We start from the raw sequence: 21,925 nt of genomic DNA, 5'->3' as shown, positions 1-21,925 counted from the left end.
AAGTATGTCTAATAAATACAAAAGTATAGAATTAGTAAAGCCAGGAGGTCTTGAATTAAAAGATCGTTTGGTAAGTGTAAATCGTGTTACTAAGGTTACAAAGGGTGGTAGAGCATTTGGTTTTTCTGCAATTGTAGTAGTAGGTGATGAAAATGGTGTTGTAGGACATGGATTAGGAAAATCTAAAGATGTTTCTGAAGCAATTGCGAAAGCAGTAGAAGATGCTAAGAAAAATTTAGTAAAAATTCCTTTGAATGGTCAATCAGTACCTCACGAACAAAAAGGTAAATTTGGTGGTGCACGTGTATTCTTAATTCCTGCCTCTCATGGTACTGGAGTTATTGCTGGTGGAGCTGTTCGTTCAGTTCTTGAGTCAGTAGGAATTCACGATGTATTATCTAAATCTCAAGGATCATCAAATCCTCATAACGTAGTAAAAGCAACTTTTGATGCTTTATTACAAATGAGAAGTGCTTATACTGTTGCAAAACAGAGAGGACTTTCATTAGAAAAAGTTTTTAAAGGTTAATTCAAGGAAATTATGGCTAAATTATTAGTAAAACAAGTTAGAAGTAAAATCAACTGTCCACTTTCTCAAAAAAGAGGATTAGAAGCTTTAGGTCTACGTAAAATGGGTCAGGTTGTAGAACATGATTCAAACCCTGCAATCCTTGGGATGATAAACAAAGTTAAACACTTAGTTTCTGTTGAAGAAGCTAAATAACAAATATGTTATGAATTTAAGTAACTTACAACCAGCTGAAGGGTCAACGCACAATCAAAATAAAAGATTAGGTAGAGGAGAAGGTTCTGGAAAAGGTGGTACTTCTGCAAGAGGTCACAAAGGAGCAAAATCTCGTTCTGGTTATTCTAAAAAGATTGGTTTTGAAGGAGGGCAAATGCCACTTCAAAGACGTGTGCCTAAGTTTGGTTTCACAAACATCAACCGTAAAGATTACGAAGGTGTTAATTTGGATACTCTTCAATTATTAGTTGATAATGGTATTATTACAGATGCTGTCGATATGACAACTTATGTAGCAAACCGTTTGGCTACAAAGAATGAAATCGTTAAGATTTTAGGAAGAGGAGAATTAAAAGCAAAATTAAAAGTAACTGCTCACAAATTTACTGCAACTGCAAAAGCCGCTATTGAAGCTGCTGGTGGAGAAGCTGTAACGATATAATTTTTCAATTAAGTATGAAGAAATTTATTGAATCAATTAGTAATGTTTGGAAAATCGAAGAATTAAAGAATAGAATCTTAATAACATTAGGTTTACTTTTAGTTTATCGTTTTGGAGCTCAAGTAACACTTCCTGGAATTGATGCGACCCAATTAGCTAATTTAGCGGGTCAAACTAAAGAAGGGATTGGTTCAATTCTTGACATGTTTACTGGAGGTGCATTTTCACAAGCATCAGTTTTTGCTTTAGGAATCATGCCTTATATTTCGGCATCTATTGTTGTTCAGCTGATGGGAATTGCTATTCCTTATTTGCAAAAATTACAAAGTGATGGAGAAAGTGGTAGAAAAAAGATTAATCAAATTACACGTTGGTTGACTATTGTTATTACATTAGTTCAGGGGCCAACGTATATTTATAATCTATACAGAACTCTACCTAGTAGTGCATTTTTATTAGGGTTTAATTCTTTTGAATTCTTATTTTCTTCAGTTGTCATTTTAGTTACGGGTACAATTTTTGCCATGTGGTTAGGAGAAAAAATAACTGATAAAGGAATTGGAAATGGTATTTCACTATTAATTATGGTGGGTATTTTAGCAAGATTTCCTCAGGCATTTATTCAAGAATTTACAACAAGAGTAACTAATAACAATGGTGGACCAATGTTATTGGTTATCGAAATCATTATTTGGTTATTAGTTATTATTGCTTGTGTTTTATTGACTATGGCAATACGAAAAATACCAGTTCAGTACGCTCGTCGTACTGCTTCAGGAGATTTTGAACAAGATAGTTTGGGTGGAAACAGACAATGGATTCCTTTGAAGCTTAATGCTTCTGGAGTTATGCCTATTATCTTTGCTCAAGCAATCATGTTTGTCCCTGCAGCTGTCGCTGGATTGTCAAAATCTGATGCATCACAATCTATTGTTGGCGCTTTTAGTAATATGTTTGGTTTTTGGTATAATTTTGTTTTTGCAACTTTAATTGTTGTTTTTACATATTTCTATACTGCTATTACCGTACCTACTAATAAGATGTCTGATGATTTAAAGAGAAGTGGTGGTTTTATACCTGGTGTAAGACCGGGAGCTGAGACCTCAGATTTCTTAGATAAAGTGATGTCTTTAATAACTTTTCCAGGATCTTTATTTCTTGCTTTGATAGCTATTTTTCCTGCTATTGTAGTAAGTGTAATGGATGTCCAGCAATCTTGGGCAATGTTTTTTGGGGGTACCTCATTAATAATTATGGTTGGTGTTGCGATTGATACAATTCAACAAATCAATTCATATTTGTTAAATAAGCATTATGACGGATTAATGAAAACTGGAAAAAATAGAAAAGCAGTAGCTTAATTTTATGGCAAAACAATCAGCAATAGAACAAGACGGATCAATCATTGAAGCATTATCAAATGCTATGTTCCGTGTAGAGTTAGAAAATGGACATGTTGTAATTGCTCATATATCTGGAAAGATGCGAATGCATTATATCAAATTATTACCCGGTGATAAAGTGAAACTAGAAATGAGTCCTTACGATTTGTCAAAAGCAAGAATTACTTATAGATATTAAAAGAATTCACAATGAAAGTAAGAGCATCAGTAAAAAAGAGAAGTGCCGAGTGCATTATCGTACGTAGAAAAGGAAGATTATACGTAATAAACAAAAAGAATCCTAGATTTAAACAAAGACAAGGATAATTATGGCAAGAATAGCAGGGGTAGATATCCCAAAAAACAAGAGAGGTGTTATAGCACTTACCTATATCTTCGGATTAGGAAGAAGTAGAGCTATTGAGATTTTAGAAAAAGCTCAAGTAAGCCAAGATAAAAAAGTTCAAGACTGGAATGATGACGAGATCGGAGCAATTCGTGAAGTAGTTGGAGGTTTCAAAATTGAAGGAGAATTACGTTCTGAAGTTTCTTTAAACATCAAACGTTTAATGGATATTGGATGTTACAGAGGTATTCGTCATAGATCAGGTCTTCCTTTAAGAGGACAAAGAACTAAGAATAACTCTAGAACTAGAAAAGGTAAAAGAAAAACTGTTGCTAACAAGAAGAAAGCAACTAAATAATAAGTAATATGGCTAAAGCAACAGCAAAAAAACGTAAAGTTATCGTTGAATCAACGGGTGAAGCTCATATTTCTGCTACTTTCAATAACATCATCATTTCTTTGACTAATAAAAAAGGTGAAGTTATTTCTTGGTCTTCAGCTGGTAAAATGGGTTTTAGAGGTTCTAAAAAGAACACTCCATACGCAGCCCAAATGGCAGCAGAAGATTGTAGTAAAGTAGCTCTTGAAGCAGGACTTAAAAAAGTGAAAGTTTATGTAAAAGGACCTGGTAATGGACGTGAGTCTGCTATTCGTTCTATTCATAACGGTGGAATCGAAGTAACTGAAATCATTGATGTTACTCCAATGCCTCACAATGGATGTCGTCCTCCAAAAAGACGTAGAGTTTAAATAATAATAATTAAGTATAACAAGGTAGAACTAAAGATTATCGAAGGATATGACCTGAATTCATAATCTCTACTTTAAAAAAATTAACAGAAATGGCAAGATATACTGGTCCAAAAACTAGAATTGCTCGTAAATTTGGCGAGGCAATTTTCGGAGACGATAAAGCTTTCGAAAAAAGAAATTACCCACCTGGACAACACGGGATGGCTAAAAAAAGAGGTAAAAAATCTGAATATGCTGTCCAATTAATGGAAAAGCAAAAAGCTAAATATTCTTATGGAATTTTAGAAAAACAATTCAGAGGTTTATTTAAAAAAGCATCTGCTACTAAAGGTGTAACTGGTGAAGTTCTTTTACAATTATGTGAAGCAAGATTGGATAACGTTGTTTTTAGAATGGGTGTAGCTCCTTCTAGAAGAGGTGCTAGACAATTAGTTTCTCACAGACATATCACTGTTAATGGTGAAGTTGTAAATATTCCTTCATACCATTTAAAACCTGGTGATAAGGTTGCTGTTCGTGAAAAATCTAAATCAATAGAGGCTATCGAACGTTCTTTGTCTAATTCAAGTCATGTTTATGAGTGGATTACTTGGAATAATGACGTTAAAGAAGGTACTTTCGTTTCTGTACCAGCTAGACTTCAGATTCCAGAAAACATTAAAGAACAATTAATCGTAGAGTTGTACAACAAATAATAATTGACTTAGTCGAAATTTATGGCAATATTTAATTTTCAGAAGCCCGATAAAGTTATCATGATCGATTCAACCGATTTTGAAGGTAAATTTGAATTTAGACCTTTAGAACCTGGTTACGGATTGACTGTTGGTAATGCACTTAGAAGAGTTTTGCTTTCAGCATTAGAAGGTTATGCAATTACATCTGTCCGCATAGAAGGTGTAGATCATGAGTTTTCTACTATCTCAGGAGTTGTTGAAGATGTTACCGAAATCATCCTTAATCTTAAACAAGTACGTTTCAAACGTCAAATTGAAGATATAGATAATGAATCAGTTAGTATTTCTGTTACTGGTAAAGATCAATTAACAGCTGGTGATTTTCAAAAATTCATTTCAGGTTTCCAAGTTTTGAATCCAGAACTAGTTATCTGTAATTTAGATAGTAAAATCAAACTGAACTTAGATTTAACAATCGAAAAAGGTAGAGGATACGTTCCTGCTGAGGAGAACAAAAAACAAAATGCTGCAATTGGTACCATTTTTACAGATTCAATTTTTACTCCGGTAAAAAATGTAAAATATGCAATTGAAAACTTCCGTGTGGAGCAAAAAACAGATTATGAGAAATTAGTTTTTGAAATTAAAACTGATGGTTCTATCAATCCTAAAGATGCACTTACTGAGGCTGCTAAAGTTTTAATTCACCATTTCATGTTATTCTCTGACGAAAGAATTACACTCGAGGCTGACGAAATTGCACAAACAGAATCTTATGATGAAGAGTCATTACATATGAGACAACTGCTTAAAACTAAGCTTGTTGATATGGACTTGTCTGTTAGAGCATTAAATTGCTTGAAAGCGGCTGAAGTTGATACACTTGGTGATTTAGTATCGTTCAATAAAAATGACCTAATGAAATTCCGTAATTTTGGTAAAAAATCTTTAACAGAACTTGATGAACTTGTTGCTGTGAAGAATTTAACTTTCGGTATGGACTTAGCGAAATACAAACTAGATAAAGAATAAATTACTCATATTTTGCTCTCCATAGAGGATAGTAGCAAGATGAGGGTTTAAAAAAACACGTCATGAGACACGGAAAAAAATTCAATCACTTAAGCAGACAGACAGCACATAGAAAATCTATGTTGGCTAATATGGCTTGTTCTCTTATCGAGCACAAACGTATTAACACTACTGTAGCTAAAGCAAAAGCGCTTAAACAATTTGTTGAGCCTTTAATAACAAAATCTAAAGATGATACTACGCACAATCGTCGTATTGTTTTCGCTTACTTACGTAGCAAATATGCTGTAACTGATTTATTCAGAGATGTAGCTGCTAAAGTTGGTGACCGTCCAGGTGGATACACACGTATCATTAAAGTTGGAAATCGTTTAGGAGATAATGCTGATATGGCAATGATCGAATTAGTAGATTTCAATGAAATCTACAACGGTGGTAAAAAAGAAGTTAAAAAAGCAAAAAGCCGTCGTGGTGGAAAAGCTAAGAAAGCAGATGAAGCTACTGAAGCTCCAGTTGCTGAAGGTGATTCTGAAACTACTACAGAAGCTACTGAGTAATTATGAAGATAATCATTCAATAAAAATTAAGGATAAGCTATTTATAGTTTATCCTTTTTTTTTGCCTAATAGTAGCTTTTCTAGTTTTCTACCAGGTAATTTTGAATACTTATTTTTACATTACTATTTAAAAATTTGTTTCCATTGTATTTATGGATTAAATTTGCACAATATTTATCCACAAATGAGTGTAGCTATGCGAAATTCTCTAAGCTATTAAAATTTAAATCAAAGAATGAAATATACAACAAGACAGAGCGCCATACTTTTATTAAGTGATGGTACGATTTTTCACGGAAAATCTATTGGTATTAGCGGAACAACTTTTGGGGAGGTTTGTTTTAATACAGGGATGACAGGTTACCAAGAAATTTTTACTGATCCTTCATATTTTGGTCAGATTATGGTTGCGACCAATCCTCATATTGGGAACTATGGTGTCAACGAGAATGAAGTTGAGTCTGGAGGAATAAAAATTGCTGGATTAGTTTGTAAAAACTTTAGTTTTAATTATTCTCGCGAAGATTCTTCTGGAAGTTTAGAAGATTATTTTGTTAAACAAAATTTGATTTGTATTTCTGATGTAGATACAAGAGCTTTGGTGAGCTATATTAGAGAGAATGGCGCTATGAATTCTGTTATTTGTACCGATGGTACTCCTGTTGAAGAATTGAAGGTTGCGTTATCTAATATTCCAGATATGAAAGGTTTGGAATTGGCATCAAAAGTATCTACAAAAGAGCCTTATTTTTATGGTAATGAAAATGCTACTTACAAGGTTTCGGCTTTAGATTTGGGAATTAAGACAAATATTCTTCGTAATCTTGCTAAAAGAGATTGTTATATTAAAGTTTTTCCTTTTGATTCAACTTATGCTGATTTAGCTTCATTTAATCCAAATGGTTATTTTTTATCTAACGGACCTGGTGACCCAGAACCATTATCGAGTGCAATTAATGTTGCTCAAGAGATTTTGAAAAATGATAAGCCTTTGTTTGGGATTTGTCTTGGTCATCAAGTAATTGGTTTGGCCAATGGAATTTCTACTTACAAGATGTTTAATGGTCATAGAGGGATCAATCATCCAGTGAAGAATTTGATTACTGGAAAAGGAGAGATAACTTCTCAAAACCATGGTTTTGCAGTCAATAAAGAAGAGTTGGAGTCTAATGCTGATTTGGAGATTACACACCTTCATTTGAATGATGGAACAGTGGCTGGTATGCGTATGAAAAATAAAAATTGTTTTTCTGTTCAATACCATCCAGAAGCTAGTCCAGGCCCACACGATTCGGCTTATTTGTTTGACCAATTCGTTGATAATTTAAAAGGATAATGTTTAGTTAATAAAGTATTTGAAATTAAATTTTATATTTGTGTATTGTTTATAGCAAAATATATTTTGTTTCAAAAATAAAATACATCGTTTTCGTTAATAACATTAAGAAATTTTTACATTATCATTAGAATATATAGGATATATTTGTATATTAAAATTAAAAATTAAAGAAGTATGAGCATTATTATTAAAATTCACGCAAGACAAATTTTCGATTCTAGAGGGAATCCTACTATTGAAGTAGATGTAATCACTGATAGTGGTGTTTTAGGGAGAGCTGCAGTTCCATCAGGAGCTTCAACTGGAGAACACGAGGCTGTAGAATTACGTGATGGAGGAAAAGCTTATTTAGGAAAAGGAGTTTTGAATGCAGTGAAAAATGTAAATACACTTATCGCTGAAGAACTTGTTGGAACATCTGTTTTCGAACAAAATGTAATTGATCAAATGATGATTGATTTGGATGGTACTGCTAATAAATCAAAATTAGGTGCAAATGCTATTTTGGGTGTTTCTCTTGCAGTTGCAAAAGCAGCAGCTAATGAATTAGGATTGCCATTATATAGATATGTTGGAGGTGTTTCGGCGAATACTTTACCTGTTCCAATGATGAATATCATCAACGGTGGTTCACATTCAGATGCTCCGATTGCTTTTCAAGAATTTATGATTTTCCCTGTAAAGGCTACTTCATTTTCTCATGCAATGCAAATGGGTACTGAGATTTTTCATAGTTTGAAAAAAGTATTACACGATAGAGGTTTAAGTACTGCAGTAGGTGACGAAGGTGGTTTTGCTCCAACTTTAGCAGGAGGTACTGAAGATGCTTTGGATACTATTAAATTAGCAGTTGAGAATGCTGGATATACATTTGGTGACGAAATCATGATTGCTTTAGATTGTGCTGCAGCTGAATTTTATGTGAACGGTAAATACGATTATTCTAAATTCGAAGGAGAAACTGGTAAAGTGAGATCTTCTGCTGAACAAGTAGAATATTTAGCTGAATTAGTTGCAAAATACCCTATCATCTCTATTGAAGATGGTATGGATGAAAATGACTGGGATGGTTGGAAATTATTAACTGAAAAAATCGGTGATAAAGTTCAATTAGTTGGTGATGATTTATTTGTTACTAATGTAGAGCGTTTGTCAACTGGAATTGAAAGAGGTATTGCTAATTCAATTCTTGTAAAAGTAAACCAAATTGGTACTCTAACTGAGACTATTGCTGCAGTTAATATGGCAAAAAATGCAGGTTATACTTCTGTTATGTCTCACCGTTCTGGAGAAACTGAAGATAACACAATTGCAGATCTTGCAGTTGCATTAAACTGTGGTCAAATTAAGACAGGTTCTGCTTCACGTTCTGATCGTATGGCTAAATACAATCAGCTACTTAGAATCGAAGAGGAGTTAGGTGATACAGCTTACTTTCCTGGTTTAAATGCATTCAAACAAAAATAATTTTTGTTTCAAAATAAAATAAAAAGCCATTTACTTTTAGTAAATGGCTTTTTTTGTGAGTTTTAACATTTTCATTGCATTATTCATTTTTTAATTAATTTGAAATTCATTAGCTTTGAGGATTATTAAAAATAAGATTTATTTCCAAAGTATTATGTCAAAAACAGCTATATTAGAAATCGATGGTAAAAAGTATGAGTTTCCTATTTTTAAAGGGAGTGAAAACGAAGAAGCTATTGATATAAAGAAATTAAGAGATTTAACGGGTTTGGTTACTCTTGATCCAGGGTATAAAAATTCAGGTTCTTGTACAAGTGAAATAACGTTCCTAGATGGTGAACTGGGAATTTTACGTTACAGAGGTTATGCAATCGAAGATTTAGCAGCTAATGCTAATTTTCTTGAAGTTTCTTATCTTTTAATTTTTGGTGAAAAACCAACAGCTGAAATATTGGAGAAATTTGAGAATGATATTCGCAAACATACTTTAGTAAATGAGGAAATGAAAAGTATTTTGGATGGATTTCCAAAAACGGCTCATCCAATGGGTATTTTGGCTGCCATGACGAGTGCTTTGACTTCTTTCAATCCTAAATCGGTTGACGTAGATAATGAAAAAGATATGTATTGTGCTGTTTGTAAAACAATGGGTAAATTTTTAGTGATAGCTACTTGGACTTTTAGAAAGAACATGGGGTACCCAATGAATTATTATGATAATACAAAAGGATATGTAGAAAATTTCATGAGATTGATGTTTGAGATTCCTACAGAGCCTTATAAAGTAAGTCAAACAGTTATTGATGCATTAGATAAATTATTTATTCTGCATGCTGATCATGAGCAAAATTGTTCTACATCAACTGTAAGGATGGTTGGTTCTTCACATGCTGGTTTATTTGCTTCTATTTCTGCAGGTGTTTCTGCTCTTTGGGGACCACTACATGGTGGTGCTAATCAAGCAGTACTTGAAATGTTAGAAGAGATCCATAATAATGGTGGTGATACAGATAAATATTTGGCGAAAGCAAAGGATAAAGAAGATCCTTTTAGATTGATGGGTTTTGGTCATAGAGTTTATAAGAATTTCGACCCACGTGCTAAAATTATTAAAAAAGCAGCTAATGAAGTTCTTGAAACTTTAGGTGTTGAAGATCCAATTTTGGAAATTGCTAGAAAATTAGAGGCAGCAGCTTTAGAAGATGAGTATTTCAAATCTAGAAACCTATATCCTAATGTAGACTTCTACTCAGGGATTATCTATAGAGCTTTGGGGATTCCAACAGATATGTTTACCGTGATGTTCGCAATCGGTAGATTACCAGGTTGGATTGCACAATGGAAAGAAATGCGTGAGAATAAGGAGCCAATAGGACGTCCTAGACAAATTTATACAGGATCTACACTGAGAGAATTTAAATAATAAGCATTTGCTTAATTCATTAAAGCTTCACTAATTGGTGAAGCTTTTTTTTTATCTTTGTTTAATGTTAAAATAGTATATGATAGAATTAAATATAAATAATGAGACTTCAAGATTAAGAGCTGTTGTTTTGGGTACAGCTAATAGTAACGGGCCAATTCCTACAGCTCAAGAGACATATGATCCTAAGTCATTAGAGCATATCTTGGCAGGTACATACCCTTCGGAAAAAGATATGGTTGATGAAATGTCTTCTTTTGAGAAAGTACTCCTTAAGTTTGACGTAGAAGTCTATAGGCCCAAATGTATTGAGAATTATAATCAAATTTTTACACGAGACATAGGCTTTGTAATAGGAGATGTTTTTGTTAAGTCTAATATTCTTCCGGAAAGAGAACAGGAGTTAGATGCTATTCAGTATATTATAAATGAGATGAATCCATTAAAGGTTGTTAAACCACCTAAGGAAGTTCATATTGAAGGGGGTGATGTTATGTTATGGGGTAATCATGTTTTTATTGGGACATATAAAGGGAGTGATTACAAAGATTACATAACTGCTCGAACTAATGCCGAGGGAGTGGCATACATAAAATCTTTATTTCCTAATAAGATTGTAAAGGAATTTGATTTAATTAAATCTAAAATTGAGGCTAGAGATAATGCACTGCATTTGGATTGTTGTTTTCAACCTGTTGGAAAAGATAAGGCGATTATCTACAAAAGAGGTTTTAGAGAAGAAGCAGACTATTTGTATTTGGTTGCGCTTTTTGGTATGGAAAATTTATTTCATATAAAGCGAAATGAAATGTATAATATGAATTCAAATATTTTTTCAATAGATACTAATGTTGTAGTGTCAGAAAAGAAGTTTAAAAGATTGAATAAATGGTTGTGTGATAAAGGTTTTGTGGTAGAGGAGATCTCATATGCTGAAATTGCGAAACAAGAAGGTTTACTTCGTTGCTCTACTTTACCATTATTAAGAGATTAAAATTTATAAAATGAAACAGATTACAAATAATATTTTGATGATTCGTCCTGTAGCCTTTCGGATGAATGAACAGACTTTGGTGAATAATTATTATCAAACGGCTGATGCAGTAGCATTACCTGCTAGTATTAATACAAAAGCACAGCAAGAATTTGATGCGTTAGTACTGAAATTAAATAATGTAGGTGTGAATGTTATCGTAGTTGATGATACATTAGATCCAAGTACTCCCGATAGTATTTTTCCAAATAATTGGATTTCTTTCCATGAAAACGGTGATGTTGGTTTTTATCCAATGTTTGCAGAAAATAGACGTTTGGAAAGGAGAGAAGATATTTTGGATATTCTTGAGGATAAAGGTTTTGTTATTGAAGGAATAATCGATTATTCATCTGCCGAAGAAGATGGTTTCTATTTGGAAGGAACTGGAAGTATAGTTTTGGATAGAGCAAATGAAAAAGCATATTGTGCACTATCGCCTAGATCAGATGAAGAATTATTTATCGAATTTTGTGAGTATTTTGATTACGCTCCTATTATTTTTGAAGCTTATCAAACTATAGATGGAGAGCGAAAATTGATTTACCATACGAATGTAATGATGTGCATCGGGGAAACTTTTGCAGTTATCTGTGCAGATGCCATTGATGACAAACAAGAACGTAAAATGGTTCTGGAAAATTTAAAAAAGGATAATAAGGAAATTATTTTAATTAATGAGAAACAATTAAATAACTTTTCGGGTAATATGTTGCAAGTCTCGGGAGCTAACGGAAAAGGCTATTTGGTAATGAGTAGTGCAGCTTTTGAATCATTGTCAGTGAGACAGAAGGAGCAAATAGAAAATCATGTCGAAATTTTACATTCAGACTTAAGTACTATTGAGGGGCATGGAGGAGGAAGTGCACGATGTATGATGGCTGAGATTTTTTTAGAAAAGCACTAAGAACTGGAGTATAACAATTACAAAGATTAGTCGTTAGAGACATAACCGAATTATAAAAAGTTTACTTTTGTATTTCAAATAAAAAAAAATAGTTTTAGGTAATGAGAAATAAAAAAACACTAGTGCTTGGAGCCTCTGTGAAAGTGGAAAGAATGGCAAATAAAGCAATTACGAATTTGGTTAGTAAAGGACATTCTGTACTTGCCATCGGTCAGAATGCAGGAGAGGTATCTGGAATTAAAATCCAAACTAAAGCTATACCTTTGAAAAATGTTGATACAGTAACGCTCTACTTGAATCCTTCAAGGCAAAGAGATTATTATAATTATATTATAGAAGCGAGTCCAAAAAGGGTAATTTTCAATCCTGGATCCGAAAACCCGGAGTTTATGCAACTATTGGAGTTGAATAATATAAAATCTGAAGTAGCTTGTACCTTGACTTTACTAGCAACAAATCAATATTAATTATTTAGGTTAAAAGAGGTAATCTCTTTTGGCCTATTTCTTTTTTCAGCCATGGAATTCTCTTCAAAGTTAATAGAAAAAGCAGTTAATGAAATTGCGCAATTGCCAGGTATTGGTAAACGATCAGCATTGCGTTTGGTGTTGCATTTATTGAAACAACCCAAAGAGCAGACAGATTTTTTGTCACTAGCCTTGACAAATATGAGAGCAGATATTAAATATTGTATTAGTTGTCATAATATATCTGATAGTGAAATTTGTGAAATTTGCGCGAATCCTAATAGAAATCATCAAATTATTTGTGTTGTAGAGGATATTAGAGATGTAATGGCTATTGAAGGTACGGGACAATTCAGAGGGGTTTATCATGTTTTAGGGGGTAAGATTTCTCCAATTGAAGGAGTTGGTCCAAGTCAATTAAAGATTGGTCCACTTGTTGAAAAAGTAAAATCAGGTAAAGTATTGGAAGTCATTTTTGCATTGAGTTCAACAATGGAAGGAGATACAACGAATTTTTATATCTACAAACAAATTGTTGGTAGTGCGGTTGTTATGTCTACAATTGCAAGAGGAATCGCTGTAGGAGATGAATTAGAATACGCAGATGAAGTAACTTTAGGAAGAAGTATTTTGCATAGAATTCCTTTTGATAAGTCATTCAAAAATAATTAATGACCTTAAAAAGCCACCAAACTTTAAATGTAGTAAATGAAAAGCTATATTTGTTGTCAAAAATAAAGAAATGAATAAGTGTTTTTTCTATTTATTAGCTATTGCTACTCTGTTTTTAACTTCTTGTATTTCAACGCATGATTTAAATTATTTACAAAATAAAGAAGGTACGAATTCGGATTTTTTTATTTCAGCTGTTGCTTCAAAGCCATATAGAGTGCAAAGTAATGATGTCTTAAGTTTGAGTATTAAGGCTATAGATCCAAAATTAGTTTCAATTTTCAGTACAGTAGATGGGGAGGTAGGTAAGTCTCCTTCGGCATTGTATTTTGATGGTTTTACAGTAGACGATCATGGTAATATTAGAATTCCTGTTTTGGGAGAAATAAATGTTATTGGTTATACTACAGAGGAAATCCGCGTTAAGATTGAAAAACAATTATTAGCAGAATATTTTAATAAGGAAGCGAATCTTTTTGTTACAGTGAAATTAGCGGGATTTAAATATACTATAACTGGAGAAATTGGAAGTGCAGGAACAAAATTTTTATTTCAGAATCGTGTAACCGTCTTGGAAGCAATAGCTAATTCGGGTGACATAACATTAACTGGTAATAGGAAAGCAGTGACTATTATGAGGCAATCGCCAACAGGAGTGCAATTACACGATTTGGATCTTACTGATATTAATGTGATAAAATCTCCTTATTATTATTTGCAACCGAATGATTTTATTTTTGTAAAACCATTGAAACAAAAAACTTGGGGTACTGGAAAAACAGGGCTGGAGTCTATAACTACTTTTGTGTCACTGTTTTCGTTAGCAGCTACGATGTTCTTCCTACTAACCAAATAAAAGCTTGAGATAAGAATGTTAGATGTAAAAGATTTTTCAATTTTTGAAAACCAAGTAAGTTTTGACTTTAAAGGGTTTTTAATGAAAATACTGAGCTATTGGAAATGGTTTTTAATCAGTTTGATTATAACTTTTACAATTGCATATCAAGTGAATATTCGTAAACAAAAAATTTACGGAATGGAAACACTTATTTCTGTAAAAGAAGAAAGCAATCCACTTTTTACTGCCAATACTAGTTTAGTCTTTAATTGGGGAGGAATATCAGATCAAGTAAGTACTATTTCCACCATATTTAAATCGAGATCACATAATGAATTAGTAGTTGATAAATTGCAATTTTATATTGATTACTTAATTCAAGGAAAATACAATCTCGAAGATGCATATGGCGCAATACCTTTTCATGTTGTCTTAAAGAAAGACAAGGGTCAAATAGTGAATACTCTTATTGCTGTTAAGTTTGTAAGTGATAATGAATACGAAATCCGTATTCCATTTTCTTCGAATAATGTAGGAATGATTACTTATTCAAACAATTCATATAGTAATACTTCAGTTGTTATAGGGGATTTTGTTAAAAGATATAAAGTAGGAGAGATGGTTTCGTTACCTTTTCTTAATTGGAAATTACAGATAAATGACAATCCAGGACTTTATATAGGAAATGAATATTTTGTAAAGTTCAATGATTTTGACAGCTCAGTATCTAGGTATAGAGGAGTAAGTATTAATGCTGACGATAAAGGGAGTTCAATTTTAACTCTTGGAATGCAAGGGACGAATAAAGCAAGAATGGTTGTGTATTTAAACGCAACTGTAAGAATGTTGATAAAAAGACAATTGGATGAAAAAAATCAATTTGCAACAAATACCATTAGTTTTATTGATAGTACTCTTGTTTCAATGGAATCTCAGTTAAGGGAAACTGGTGACCAATTAAAAACATTTAGAAAAAATAAAAATATTTACGATATTGAAGCGGGAGGTGAGAAGTTTTCTGAAAAAATTTCTGATTTTGATATTCAAAAAGATGAATTAATACGTAAGTTGGCTTATTGTAATTCTTTGAAGGCATATTTAAAAAATAGTGTAGATTATTCTAAGCTTCCAGCTCCATCGGTTGCAGGTATTGATGATCCAAATATAGTTTCAAGTATTTCTAAATTAATAGTACTTTCTACACAACGATCAGAAATGGCTTATGCAGTAAAGAGTGATAAGATATTCAGAGATTTTGACATACAAATGGAGTCTGTTAAAAATGTATTGTTAGAGAATATTGCTACACTCAAAACGACAATACAGTATGACTTAACATTAGTTACAAGTAAAATTAATCAGACAGAGAATACTATCAAAAGATTGCCAGATGATCAACAGGAATTGATCAAGATCAAACGAAAATATGATTTGAGTGACAATATATATAGTACTTTTTTACAGAAAAGAAGTGAAGCTGATATTGTTAAAGCAGCAAATTTATCAGATATTCATTTTATAGATCCAGCTAAGGATATTGGAGGTGGTTTAATTGGACCCAAAACCTCTGTGAACTATGTATTAGCTTTGTTTATGGGGATTATGATTCCTTTAATTTTTGTGTTTATTCTTTTTTTTATTAATGATTCGATTCAAAATACAGAGGATATTACAACTAGAACCAAAATCCCATTAATTGGAGTGGTTGGGGTCAATCCCGAGAATTCAGTCTTAGCTGTTTTTGACCGACCAAAATCCGCTTTATCAGAATCTTTTAGAGCCATTCGGTCATCATTGCAGTTTTTATATAAACAACAAAATGTTGACGGCGCAAAGACTGTAATGGTTACTTCCTCAATCAGTGGAGAGGGAAAAACTTTTTGTTCTTTGAATATCGCAACCGTATTCGCATTAAGTGAGAAAAAAACAGTAATTGTTGGTTTGGATTTAAGAAAACCAAAATTAGCTAATGAGTTTGGATTGTCTAATGAAGTAGGAATTGTGAATTATTTGATTAATCAAAGTGAGGTTGCAGATATTGTTACCCCAACACATATTCCTTATCTAGATGTCATTCTTTCGGGGCCTATACCTCCAAATCCTTCTGAATTGATTTTATCAGAACGAATGAAAGAATTGATGATAGAATTAAAAAATACGTATGATTATATTATATTGGATACTCCGCCGGTTGGATTAGTATCCGATGCTATGGAGTTATCACAATATGTTGATGTAACGTTGTATATTGTCAGACAGAATTTTTCAAAAAAAGAAATGATTACCTTGCTAAATAATAGATTAAATAGAAAAGAACTAAGCAATGTAAGTATCGTTTTTAATGGGTATGAAAATAAAGCTAAATATGGGAGTGCATATGGTTATGGATATGGTTATGGAGCCTATTCAAATGGATATCACGATGATGAAAAGCCGAAAAACATTCTTCAAAAAACAGTAGGTAGATGGAGTAGTTTTAAAAAGAAAAACTAATAAGTACATGGAAATACAAAGAAAGCTAAAAGTATTGATTACGGGAGGAGCCGGTTTTATTGGGTCTAATTTGTGTGAGCATTTTTTATCAAAAGGATATAGTGTTATTTGTTTGGATAATTTTGCTACTGGACATAGGCACAATCTTGCTGCTTGTGTGCAAAATGAAAATTTCCGTTTAATTGAAGGTGATATTAGAAATCTTGACGATTGCCGTAATGCAGTTGAGGGAGTAGATTATGTTTTACATCAAGCAGCATTGGGGTCTGTTCCTCGTTCCATAAAAGACCCGATTACAACCAATGACGTCAATGTATCAGGCTTTTTAAATATGTTAACAGCTTCTAGTGACGCAAAAGTAAAACGATTTGTATATGCTGCTAGTTCATCTACTTATGGTGATTCAGAGGGGTTGCCAAAGGTAGAGGATGTAATCGGTAAACCACTTTCTCCTTATGCTATTACAAAATATGTAAATGAGCTTTATGCTGAGATTTTTTCCCGAACTTATGGAATAGAAACGATAGGTTTAAGATATTTTAATGTTTTTGGAAGAAAGCAAGATCCCAATGGTGCTTATGCAGCTGTTATTCCCAAGTTTGTAATGCAGCTAATGAATTTAGAAAGCCCTATTATTAATGGAGATGGTAATTATTCACGTGATTTTACCTATATCGATAATGTGATCCAAATGAATGAACTGGCCATTACAGCTACAAATAAATCAGCAGTTAATACAGTTTATAATACTGCTTTTGGTGATCGTAATACTTTAAATAATTTGATAAATTATTTAAAGAAATATTTATCAAAGTATGATTCTAGAATTGCTGATGTGTTAATAGAGTACGGTCCTAATAGAATGGGAGATATTCCGCATTCATTGGCTAGTATTGAGAAAGCAAAATTACTTTTAGAATACAATCCAAAGTTTTCGTTGGAACAAGGATTGCAAGAAGCAATAGATTGGTACTGGGTAAATCTGAAGAAATAAAAAAAATGGTTATAATGAATTTTAATAACTGCATGATGTATATTTGATATTCAGAAATAAAATTTTGTAGGAGTATAATAACTTAGATGTAGAACTTTTTTTGATCAATAGGGTGAAATTGTTAGACGTATAGTATTTATAAGTTAGTATTGAATTTAGATTTTTGTAATAGATTCAGGTTGAAAAGTGGATATTATTGTTTTATTATTAAATAGTTTTTAATTTTGAAAAATTGAATTAGTTTTCATGACAAAGCACGAGAAAAATTGGTTTGTAGTGTATACAAAACCAAAATGGGAGAAGAAGGTAGCAGAACAATTAGAGAAAATAGGAATTGAATGTTATTGTCCTTTGATAATAAAAGAAAGTCAATGGTCAGATAGGAAGAAAAAAATAGAAGTACCGTTGTTTAATTCCTATGTTTTTGTTCATTTAACGGAAGTAGAGCGTAATTTGGTGTTTCAATCTCCAGGTGCTGTTCGCTACCTTTTTTGGTTAGGGAAACCTGCAATTGTTCGAGAGATAGAGATTAATACAATTAAACAATGGTTAGAAAAACCGACTGCTAGTGAGATAACGATGTCACGTTATAATGTAGGAAGTAAAATAATAGTAGAGACAGGTCCCTTTACAAATCAAGAAGCGGTTATCAAAGAGGTAAATAAAAATCATTGTGTTTTGGTTTTAGAATCTTTGGGATGTGTACTTAAAATGGACTTATAATTAGTTTAAAATAAATAAAAAATATAAAGTTTTAGTAAATGAAAAAAATATTAATTACTGGTGGAGCTGGATTTATTGGATCTCATGTTGTTCGATTGTTTGTTACAAAGTATAGTGATTATCAAATTTTCAATTTAGATGCATTGACCTATGCGGGAAATTTAGAAAATATTACAGATATTGAAAATTCACCAAACTATACTTTTGTTAAAGGTGATATCGCTGATGAACAATTTATAAAAGAATTATTTCAAAAGCATCAATTTGATGGTGTTGTTCATTTAGCAGCAGAGTCTCATGTAGATCGTTCCATCGAGGATCCAATGGCATTTGTCAAGACAAACGTTATAGGTACTGTCAATTTGTTGAATGCAGCGCGTGAATTATGGAAGGGTAACTTTGAGGGTAAAAGATTCTATCATATTAGTACAGACGAAGTTTATGGTTCTTTAGGAGCAGAAGGACTTTTTACTGAAACAACAGCTTATGATCCAAATTCACCTTACTCAGCTTCTAAAGCGAGCTCGGATCATTTTGTGCGTGCCTATGGAGAAACCTATGGTTTGCCATATGTATTAACAAACTGTTCAAATAATTATGGACCGAATCATTTTCCAGAAAAATTAATTCCACTATTTATTAATAATATTATTCAAAAACAGCCATTGCCAGTTTATGGAGATGGAAACTATACTCGTGATTGGTTATTTGTAGTGGATCATGCTCGTGCAATAGATTTAGTTTTTCATGAAGGAACAAATCACGGAACATACAATATTGGTGGATTTAATGAATGGAAAAACATTGATTTGGTGCGATTATTATGTGGGATTATGGATGCTAAGCTAGGCCGTGAGCAAGGAGAATCGGCTGAATTGATTACTTATGTAAAAGATAGACCAGGCCATGATTTGAGATATGCAATTGATGCTAATAAAATTAATAGTGAATTAGGTTGGTCTCCATCAGTAACATTCGAACAAGGATTGGAGCAAACTGTAAATTGGTATTTAAATAATTCAGAGTGGTTGGCAAGTGTTACTTCAGGTGCTTATGCCTCTTACTATGAGAAACAATACCAATAGTTTTTAAAATAAAGATTGTGTTAATAGCGTATGAATAATTCAGATATAAAAATTGCAGTTGTAGGTTTAGGATATGTAGGGTTGCCCTTGGCACGACTATTTGCTACAAAACATACCGTGGTGGGCTTTGATATTAATCAAATTCGTATTGATGAACTTAATTCTGGAGTAGATAGTACTCTTGAAATAGAGTCCGAAGATCTAAAGGCGGTATTGTTGGATCAGAACCCTTGTTCAACTCAAGTTGATGATATTCCGGTAGGTCTATATTGTACAAGTGATTTGAGTGCTATTGCAGAGTGTAATTATTATATTGTAACGGTTCCCACTCCAGTTGATAAAAATAATCGTCCCGATTTGACGCCTTTGTATAAATCTTCGGAAACAGTGGGTAAAGTATTGAAAAAAGGAGATATTGTAATTTACGAATCAACAGTGTATCCTGGAGTGACAGAGGAAGAGTGTGTTCCTGTATTGGAAAAAGTGTCTGGTTTGCAATTTAATGTTGATTTTTTTGTAGGCTATTCACCAGAGCGTATTAATCCAGGAGATAAAGAGCATACCGTAGATAAGATACTTAAGGTTACCTCAGGTTCAACACCTGAGATTGGGCAAAAAGTGAATGAATTGTATTTGTCTGTTATTACGGCAGGAACTTATTTAGCCCCTTCTATAAAAGTAGCAGAAGCAGCCAAGGTTATAGAGAACTCACAACGAGATATTAATATTGCTTTTGTAAATGAATTGGCCAAAATATTCAATTTGATGGAGATTGATACTCATGAGGTACTTGAGGCGGCTGGGACCAAATGGAATTTTCTGCCTTTCAAACCAGGATTAGTTGGTGGCCATTGTATCGGTGTCGACCCTTATTATTTAGCTCAAAAAGCACAAGAAATCGGATATCATCCTGAAATTATTTTAGGAGGAAGACGACTTAATGATAGTATGGGTGAATATGTAGCTTCCCAAATTGTAAAGTTGATGATCAAAAGAGGCATTGCAGTTGGTCAAGCGAAGCTTTTGATGCTGGGTATCACTTTTAAAGAAAATTGCCCTGATGTTCGTAATACTAAGATCGTAGATTTAATTCTTTCATTAAAGGAATACGGTATCGATGTTACTATTTTTGATCCTCAAGCAAGACCGGAAGAAGTTAAAAAAGAGTACCAATTAAACATGGTGAATGAGGCTCCAAATGCCGTGTTCGATGCAGTAGTATTGGGAGTAGCTCATACAGAATTTCTTAGTATGGATTTGTTGCGATTTAAAAATACACAAGCTATCGTCTATGACATAAAGGGTGTTTTGAAGCAAGGTGTTGACGGAAGATTATAAGAAATCAAAAAAGATAATTTTAAAAATATAGATTTAAAACCAATTTATTATGGAAAATAAAAGATCAATTACTCATGTGGTTCTAACGGGAGGAATCGGAAGTCGCTTATGGCCATTGTCTCGTAAGAGTATGCCTAAACAGTATTTATCTCTATTTGAAGGTAGATCATTGTTTGAATTAACTGTTGAAAGAAATCGTGCAGTTGCTGACAAAATTATGGTGGTAGGAAATATCGATAATTCTCATTTAAGTAAAAAAGTAATGGAGAAGTCAAATCTTCCTTACATTAATATAGTTGAGTCAACTCCTAGAAATACAGCTGCAGCAATAGCATTTGCTGCCTTTGCATCTGAGCCAGAAGATATTTTAATCATAACTCCATCAGATCATATTATTGATTCAATGGATGCGTATAAGTCTGCTATGGATGAAGCTATTGATAAGGCTACAAATGGGTTTATTGTTACTTTTGGTATTCAGCCAACAAAACCTGAAACCGGGTACGGCTATATCGAGAGAAAAGGGGATAATGTAATTTCTTTTAGAGAAAAGCCGAACGAGATAACTGCAATGAATTTTATTGCTAAAGGTAATTTTTTATGGAATAGCGGTATGTTTTGTTTCAAAGCGAGTGTATTCTTAGAAGAATTGAAGGCATTTCAACCAGATGTTTATGAGAAATCGAAAATTGCATGGGAAAGAAATATTGATGGAGAATTAGACTTAGATTTATCTATGGATATACCATCAATCAGTGTTGATTATGCAGTGATGGAGCGTAGCAAAAAGATAAAGGTTGTTTCCTCTGATTTTGTGTGGTCAGATTTAGGTTCTTTTGAATCTGTTTATGACTATTTAGTTGCGAAAGGGCATCCTATTGATGAGAATGGAAATATGTCTATTGGGACATCAAATTATACTGCCTTTGTGGGAGTAAGAGATACGATATTCGTTTACACAGAGGACGCTAATTTGATTCTAAAAAAGAAAGCATCACAGGATGTGAAAAAGATATATAATAGGTTAGAAAAAGAAGATTCTGACTTATTAAATTAGACTTTAGAGATTTATTTGTAACACAGAAAAGTGAAGTTTATTGGGATTTATTGGTCCCATAAATAGTTAAAACTATGTACTTTAGTGCATTTCGCTTTTAGCTTCTAAAAATGTACTTTTGAGATATGGATTTTCAAAGAGTAAATGGACATACA

The 21,925-nt window shown here is 32.8% G+C and carries 25 protein-coding genes; all 25 read left to right on the top strand.

Translation table 11 applies throughout. The annotated features are described in order from the left end of the window. Nucleotides 1–4: 4 nt before the first annotated feature. A complete protein-coding gene (gene rpsE / locus M2326_RS00125; RefSeq protein ID WP_264617542.1) occupies nucleotides 5–529 on the top strand; it encodes a 30S ribosomal protein S5 in 525 nt (174 codons plus the stop codon). A gap of 12 nt (nucleotides 530–541) precedes the next feature. Next, nucleotides 542–724, top strand: coding sequence for a 50S ribosomal protein L30 (gene rpmD, locus M2326_RS00120; RefSeq protein WP_017495010.1), 183 nt, complete (start codon nucleotides 542–544; stop codon nucleotides 722–724). Nucleotides 725–734: 10 nt separating this feature from the next. Continuing rightward, a complete protein-coding gene (rplO, locus tag M2326_RS00115; RefSeq protein WP_264617541.1) occupies nucleotides 735–1,187 on the top strand; it encodes a 50S ribosomal protein L15 in 453 nt (150 codons plus the stop codon). A gap of 14 nt (nucleotides 1,188–1,201) precedes the next feature. Then, nucleotides 1,202–2,548: a preprotein translocase subunit SecY gene (gene secY, locus M2326_RS00110; protein ID WP_264617540.1), complete on the top strand. Its 1,347-nt coding sequence runs from the start codon at nucleotides 1,202–1,204 to the stop codon at nucleotides 2,546–2,548. Between the two features lie 4 nt (nucleotides 2,549–2,552). Beyond that, nucleotides 2,553–2,768: a translation initiation factor IF-1 gene (gene infA / locus M2326_RS00105; protein WP_026714631.1), complete on the top strand. Its 216-nt coding sequence runs from the start codon at nucleotides 2,553–2,555 to the stop codon at nucleotides 2,766–2,768. A gap of 11 nt (nucleotides 2,769–2,779) precedes the next feature. Continuing rightward, the gene (ykgO, locus tag M2326_RS00100) at nucleotides 2,780–2,896 is read left to right on the top strand and encodes a type B 50S ribosomal protein L36 (protein WP_002987490.1); all 117 of its coding nucleotides are present in this window, start codon (nucleotides 2,780–2,782) and stop codon (nucleotides 2,894–2,896) included. A 2-nt stretch (nucleotides 2,897–2,898) separates the two neighbouring features. After that, nucleotides 2,899–3,273 carry a 30S ribosomal protein S13 gene (gene rpsM / locus M2326_RS00095; protein ID WP_264617539.1) on the top strand — a complete coding sequence of 125 codons (375 nt, stop codon included), beginning with the start codon at nucleotides 2,899–2,901 and terminating at the stop codon, nucleotides 3,271–3,273. Nucleotides 3,274–3,281: 8 nt separating this feature from the next. Then, entirely contained in the window at nucleotides 3,282–3,665 is a 384-nt protein-coding gene (gene rpsK / locus M2326_RS00090) for a 30S ribosomal protein S11 (RefSeq protein ID WP_007803677.1), read from the top strand. A 92-nt stretch (nucleotides 3,666–3,757) separates the two neighbouring features. After that, nucleotides 3,758–4,363, top strand: a complete 606-nt coding sequence (gene rpsD / locus M2326_RS00085) for a 30S ribosomal protein S4 (RefSeq protein ID WP_239868193.1) — start codon at nucleotides 3,758–3,760, stop codon at nucleotides 4,361–4,363. Nucleotides 4,364–4,384: 21 nt separating this feature from the next. Beyond that, entirely contained in the window at nucleotides 4,385–5,377 is a 993-nt protein-coding gene (locus tag M2326_RS00080; protein ID WP_035659211.1) for a DNA-directed RNA polymerase subunit alpha, read from the top strand. A gap of 62 nt (nucleotides 5,378–5,439) precedes the next feature. Then, nucleotides 5,440–5,934 carry a 50S ribosomal protein L17 gene (rplQ, locus tag M2326_RS00075; RefSeq protein WP_264617538.1) on the top strand — a complete coding sequence of 165 codons (495 nt, stop codon included), beginning with the start codon at nucleotides 5,440–5,442 and terminating at the stop codon, nucleotides 5,932–5,934. 235 nt (nucleotides 5,935–6,169) lie between these two features. After that, a complete protein-coding gene (gene carA, locus M2326_RS00070; protein WP_264617537.1) occupies nucleotides 6,170–7,270 on the top strand; it encodes a glutamine-hydrolyzing carbamoyl-phosphate synthase small subunit in 1,101 nt (366 codons plus the stop codon). A 177-nt stretch (nucleotides 7,271–7,447) separates the two neighbouring features. Then, a complete protein-coding gene (gene eno, locus M2326_RS00065; protein WP_264617536.1) occupies nucleotides 7,448–8,740 on the top strand; it encodes a phosphopyruvate hydratase in 1,293 nt (430 codons plus the stop codon). A 154-nt stretch (nucleotides 8,741–8,894) separates the two neighbouring features. After that, on the top strand, nucleotides 8,895–10,163 hold the full coding sequence (locus M2326_RS00060) for a citrate synthase (RefSeq protein ID WP_264617535.1): 1,269 nt from the start codon (nucleotides 8,895–8,897) through the stop codon (nucleotides 10,161–10,163). A gap of 79 nt (nucleotides 10,164–10,242) precedes the next feature. After that, a complete protein-coding gene (locus M2326_RS00055) occupies nucleotides 10,243–11,157 on the top strand; it encodes a dimethylarginine dimethylaminohydrolase family protein (protein WP_264617534.1) in 915 nt (304 codons plus the stop codon). Between the two features lie 10 nt (nucleotides 11,158–11,167). Further along, nucleotides 11,168–12,103 carry a citrulline utilization hydrolase CtlX gene (gene ctlX, locus M2326_RS00050; RefSeq protein ID WP_264617533.1) on the top strand — a complete coding sequence of 312 codons (936 nt, stop codon included), beginning with the start codon at nucleotides 11,168–11,170 and terminating at the stop codon, nucleotides 12,101–12,103. Between the two features lie 101 nt (nucleotides 12,104–12,204). Next, nucleotides 12,205–12,570, top strand: a complete 366-nt coding sequence (locus M2326_RS00045; RefSeq protein ID WP_264617532.1) for a CoA-binding protein — start codon at nucleotides 12,205–12,207, stop codon at nucleotides 12,568–12,570. 51 nt (nucleotides 12,571–12,621) lie between these two features. Then, nucleotides 12,622–13,242, top strand: coding sequence for a recombination mediator RecR (gene recR / locus M2326_RS00040; RefSeq protein WP_264617531.1), 621 nt, complete (start codon nucleotides 12,622–12,624; stop codon nucleotides 13,240–13,242). A gap of 70 nt (nucleotides 13,243–13,312) precedes the next feature. After that, complete coding sequence (locus M2326_RS00035; protein WP_264617530.1) at nucleotides 13,313–14,098, top strand: polysaccharide biosynthesis/export family protein; 786 nt, start codon at nucleotides 13,313–13,315, stop codon at nucleotides 14,096–14,098. 15 nt (nucleotides 14,099–14,113) lie between these two features. Then, a complete protein-coding gene (locus M2326_RS00030) occupies nucleotides 14,114–16,573 on the top strand; it encodes a polysaccharide biosynthesis tyrosine autokinase (protein ID WP_264617529.1) in 2,460 nt (819 codons plus the stop codon). A gap of 7 nt (nucleotides 16,574–16,580) precedes the next feature. Then, nucleotides 16,581–17,567 (top strand): SDR family oxidoreductase, encoded by a 987-nt coding sequence (locus tag M2326_RS00025; RefSeq protein ID WP_264617528.1) that lies wholly within the window; start codon nucleotides 16,581–16,583, stop codon nucleotides 17,565–17,567. Nucleotides 17,568–17,813: 246 nt separating this feature from the next. Further along, complete coding sequence (locus M2326_RS00020) at nucleotides 17,814–18,290, top strand: UpxY family transcription antiterminator (RefSeq protein ID WP_264617527.1); 477 nt, start codon at nucleotides 17,814–17,816, stop codon at nucleotides 18,288–18,290. A gap of 38 nt (nucleotides 18,291–18,328) precedes the next feature. Further along, nucleotides 18,329–19,375 (top strand): dTDP-glucose 4,6-dehydratase, encoded by a 1,047-nt coding sequence (rfbB, locus tag M2326_RS00015; RefSeq protein WP_264617526.1) that lies wholly within the window; start codon nucleotides 18,329–18,331, stop codon nucleotides 19,373–19,375. Nucleotides 19,376–19,405: 30 nt separating this feature from the next. Beyond that, nucleotides 19,406–20,713: a nucleotide sugar dehydrogenase gene (locus tag M2326_RS00010; RefSeq protein WP_264617525.1), complete on the top strand. Its 1,308-nt coding sequence runs from the start codon at nucleotides 19,406–19,408 to the stop codon at nucleotides 20,711–20,713. Between the two features lie 49 nt (nucleotides 20,714–20,762). After that, entirely contained in the window at nucleotides 20,763–21,770 is a 1,008-nt protein-coding gene (locus tag M2326_RS00005) for a mannose-1-phosphate guanylyltransferase (RefSeq protein ID WP_264617524.1), read from the top strand. The last annotated feature ends 155 nt before the right edge of the window (nucleotides 21,771–21,925 follow it).

Origin of the sequence: Flavobacterium psychraerolatum, from assembly GCF_025960985.1 — a bacterium.
Lineage (GTDB): Bacteria > Bacteroidota > Bacteroidia > Flavobacteriales > Flavobacteriaceae > Flavobacterium.
The sequence above is the reverse complement of the archived record's forward strand: the minus strand, read 5'-3'. Positions and strand labels throughout refer to the sequence as shown.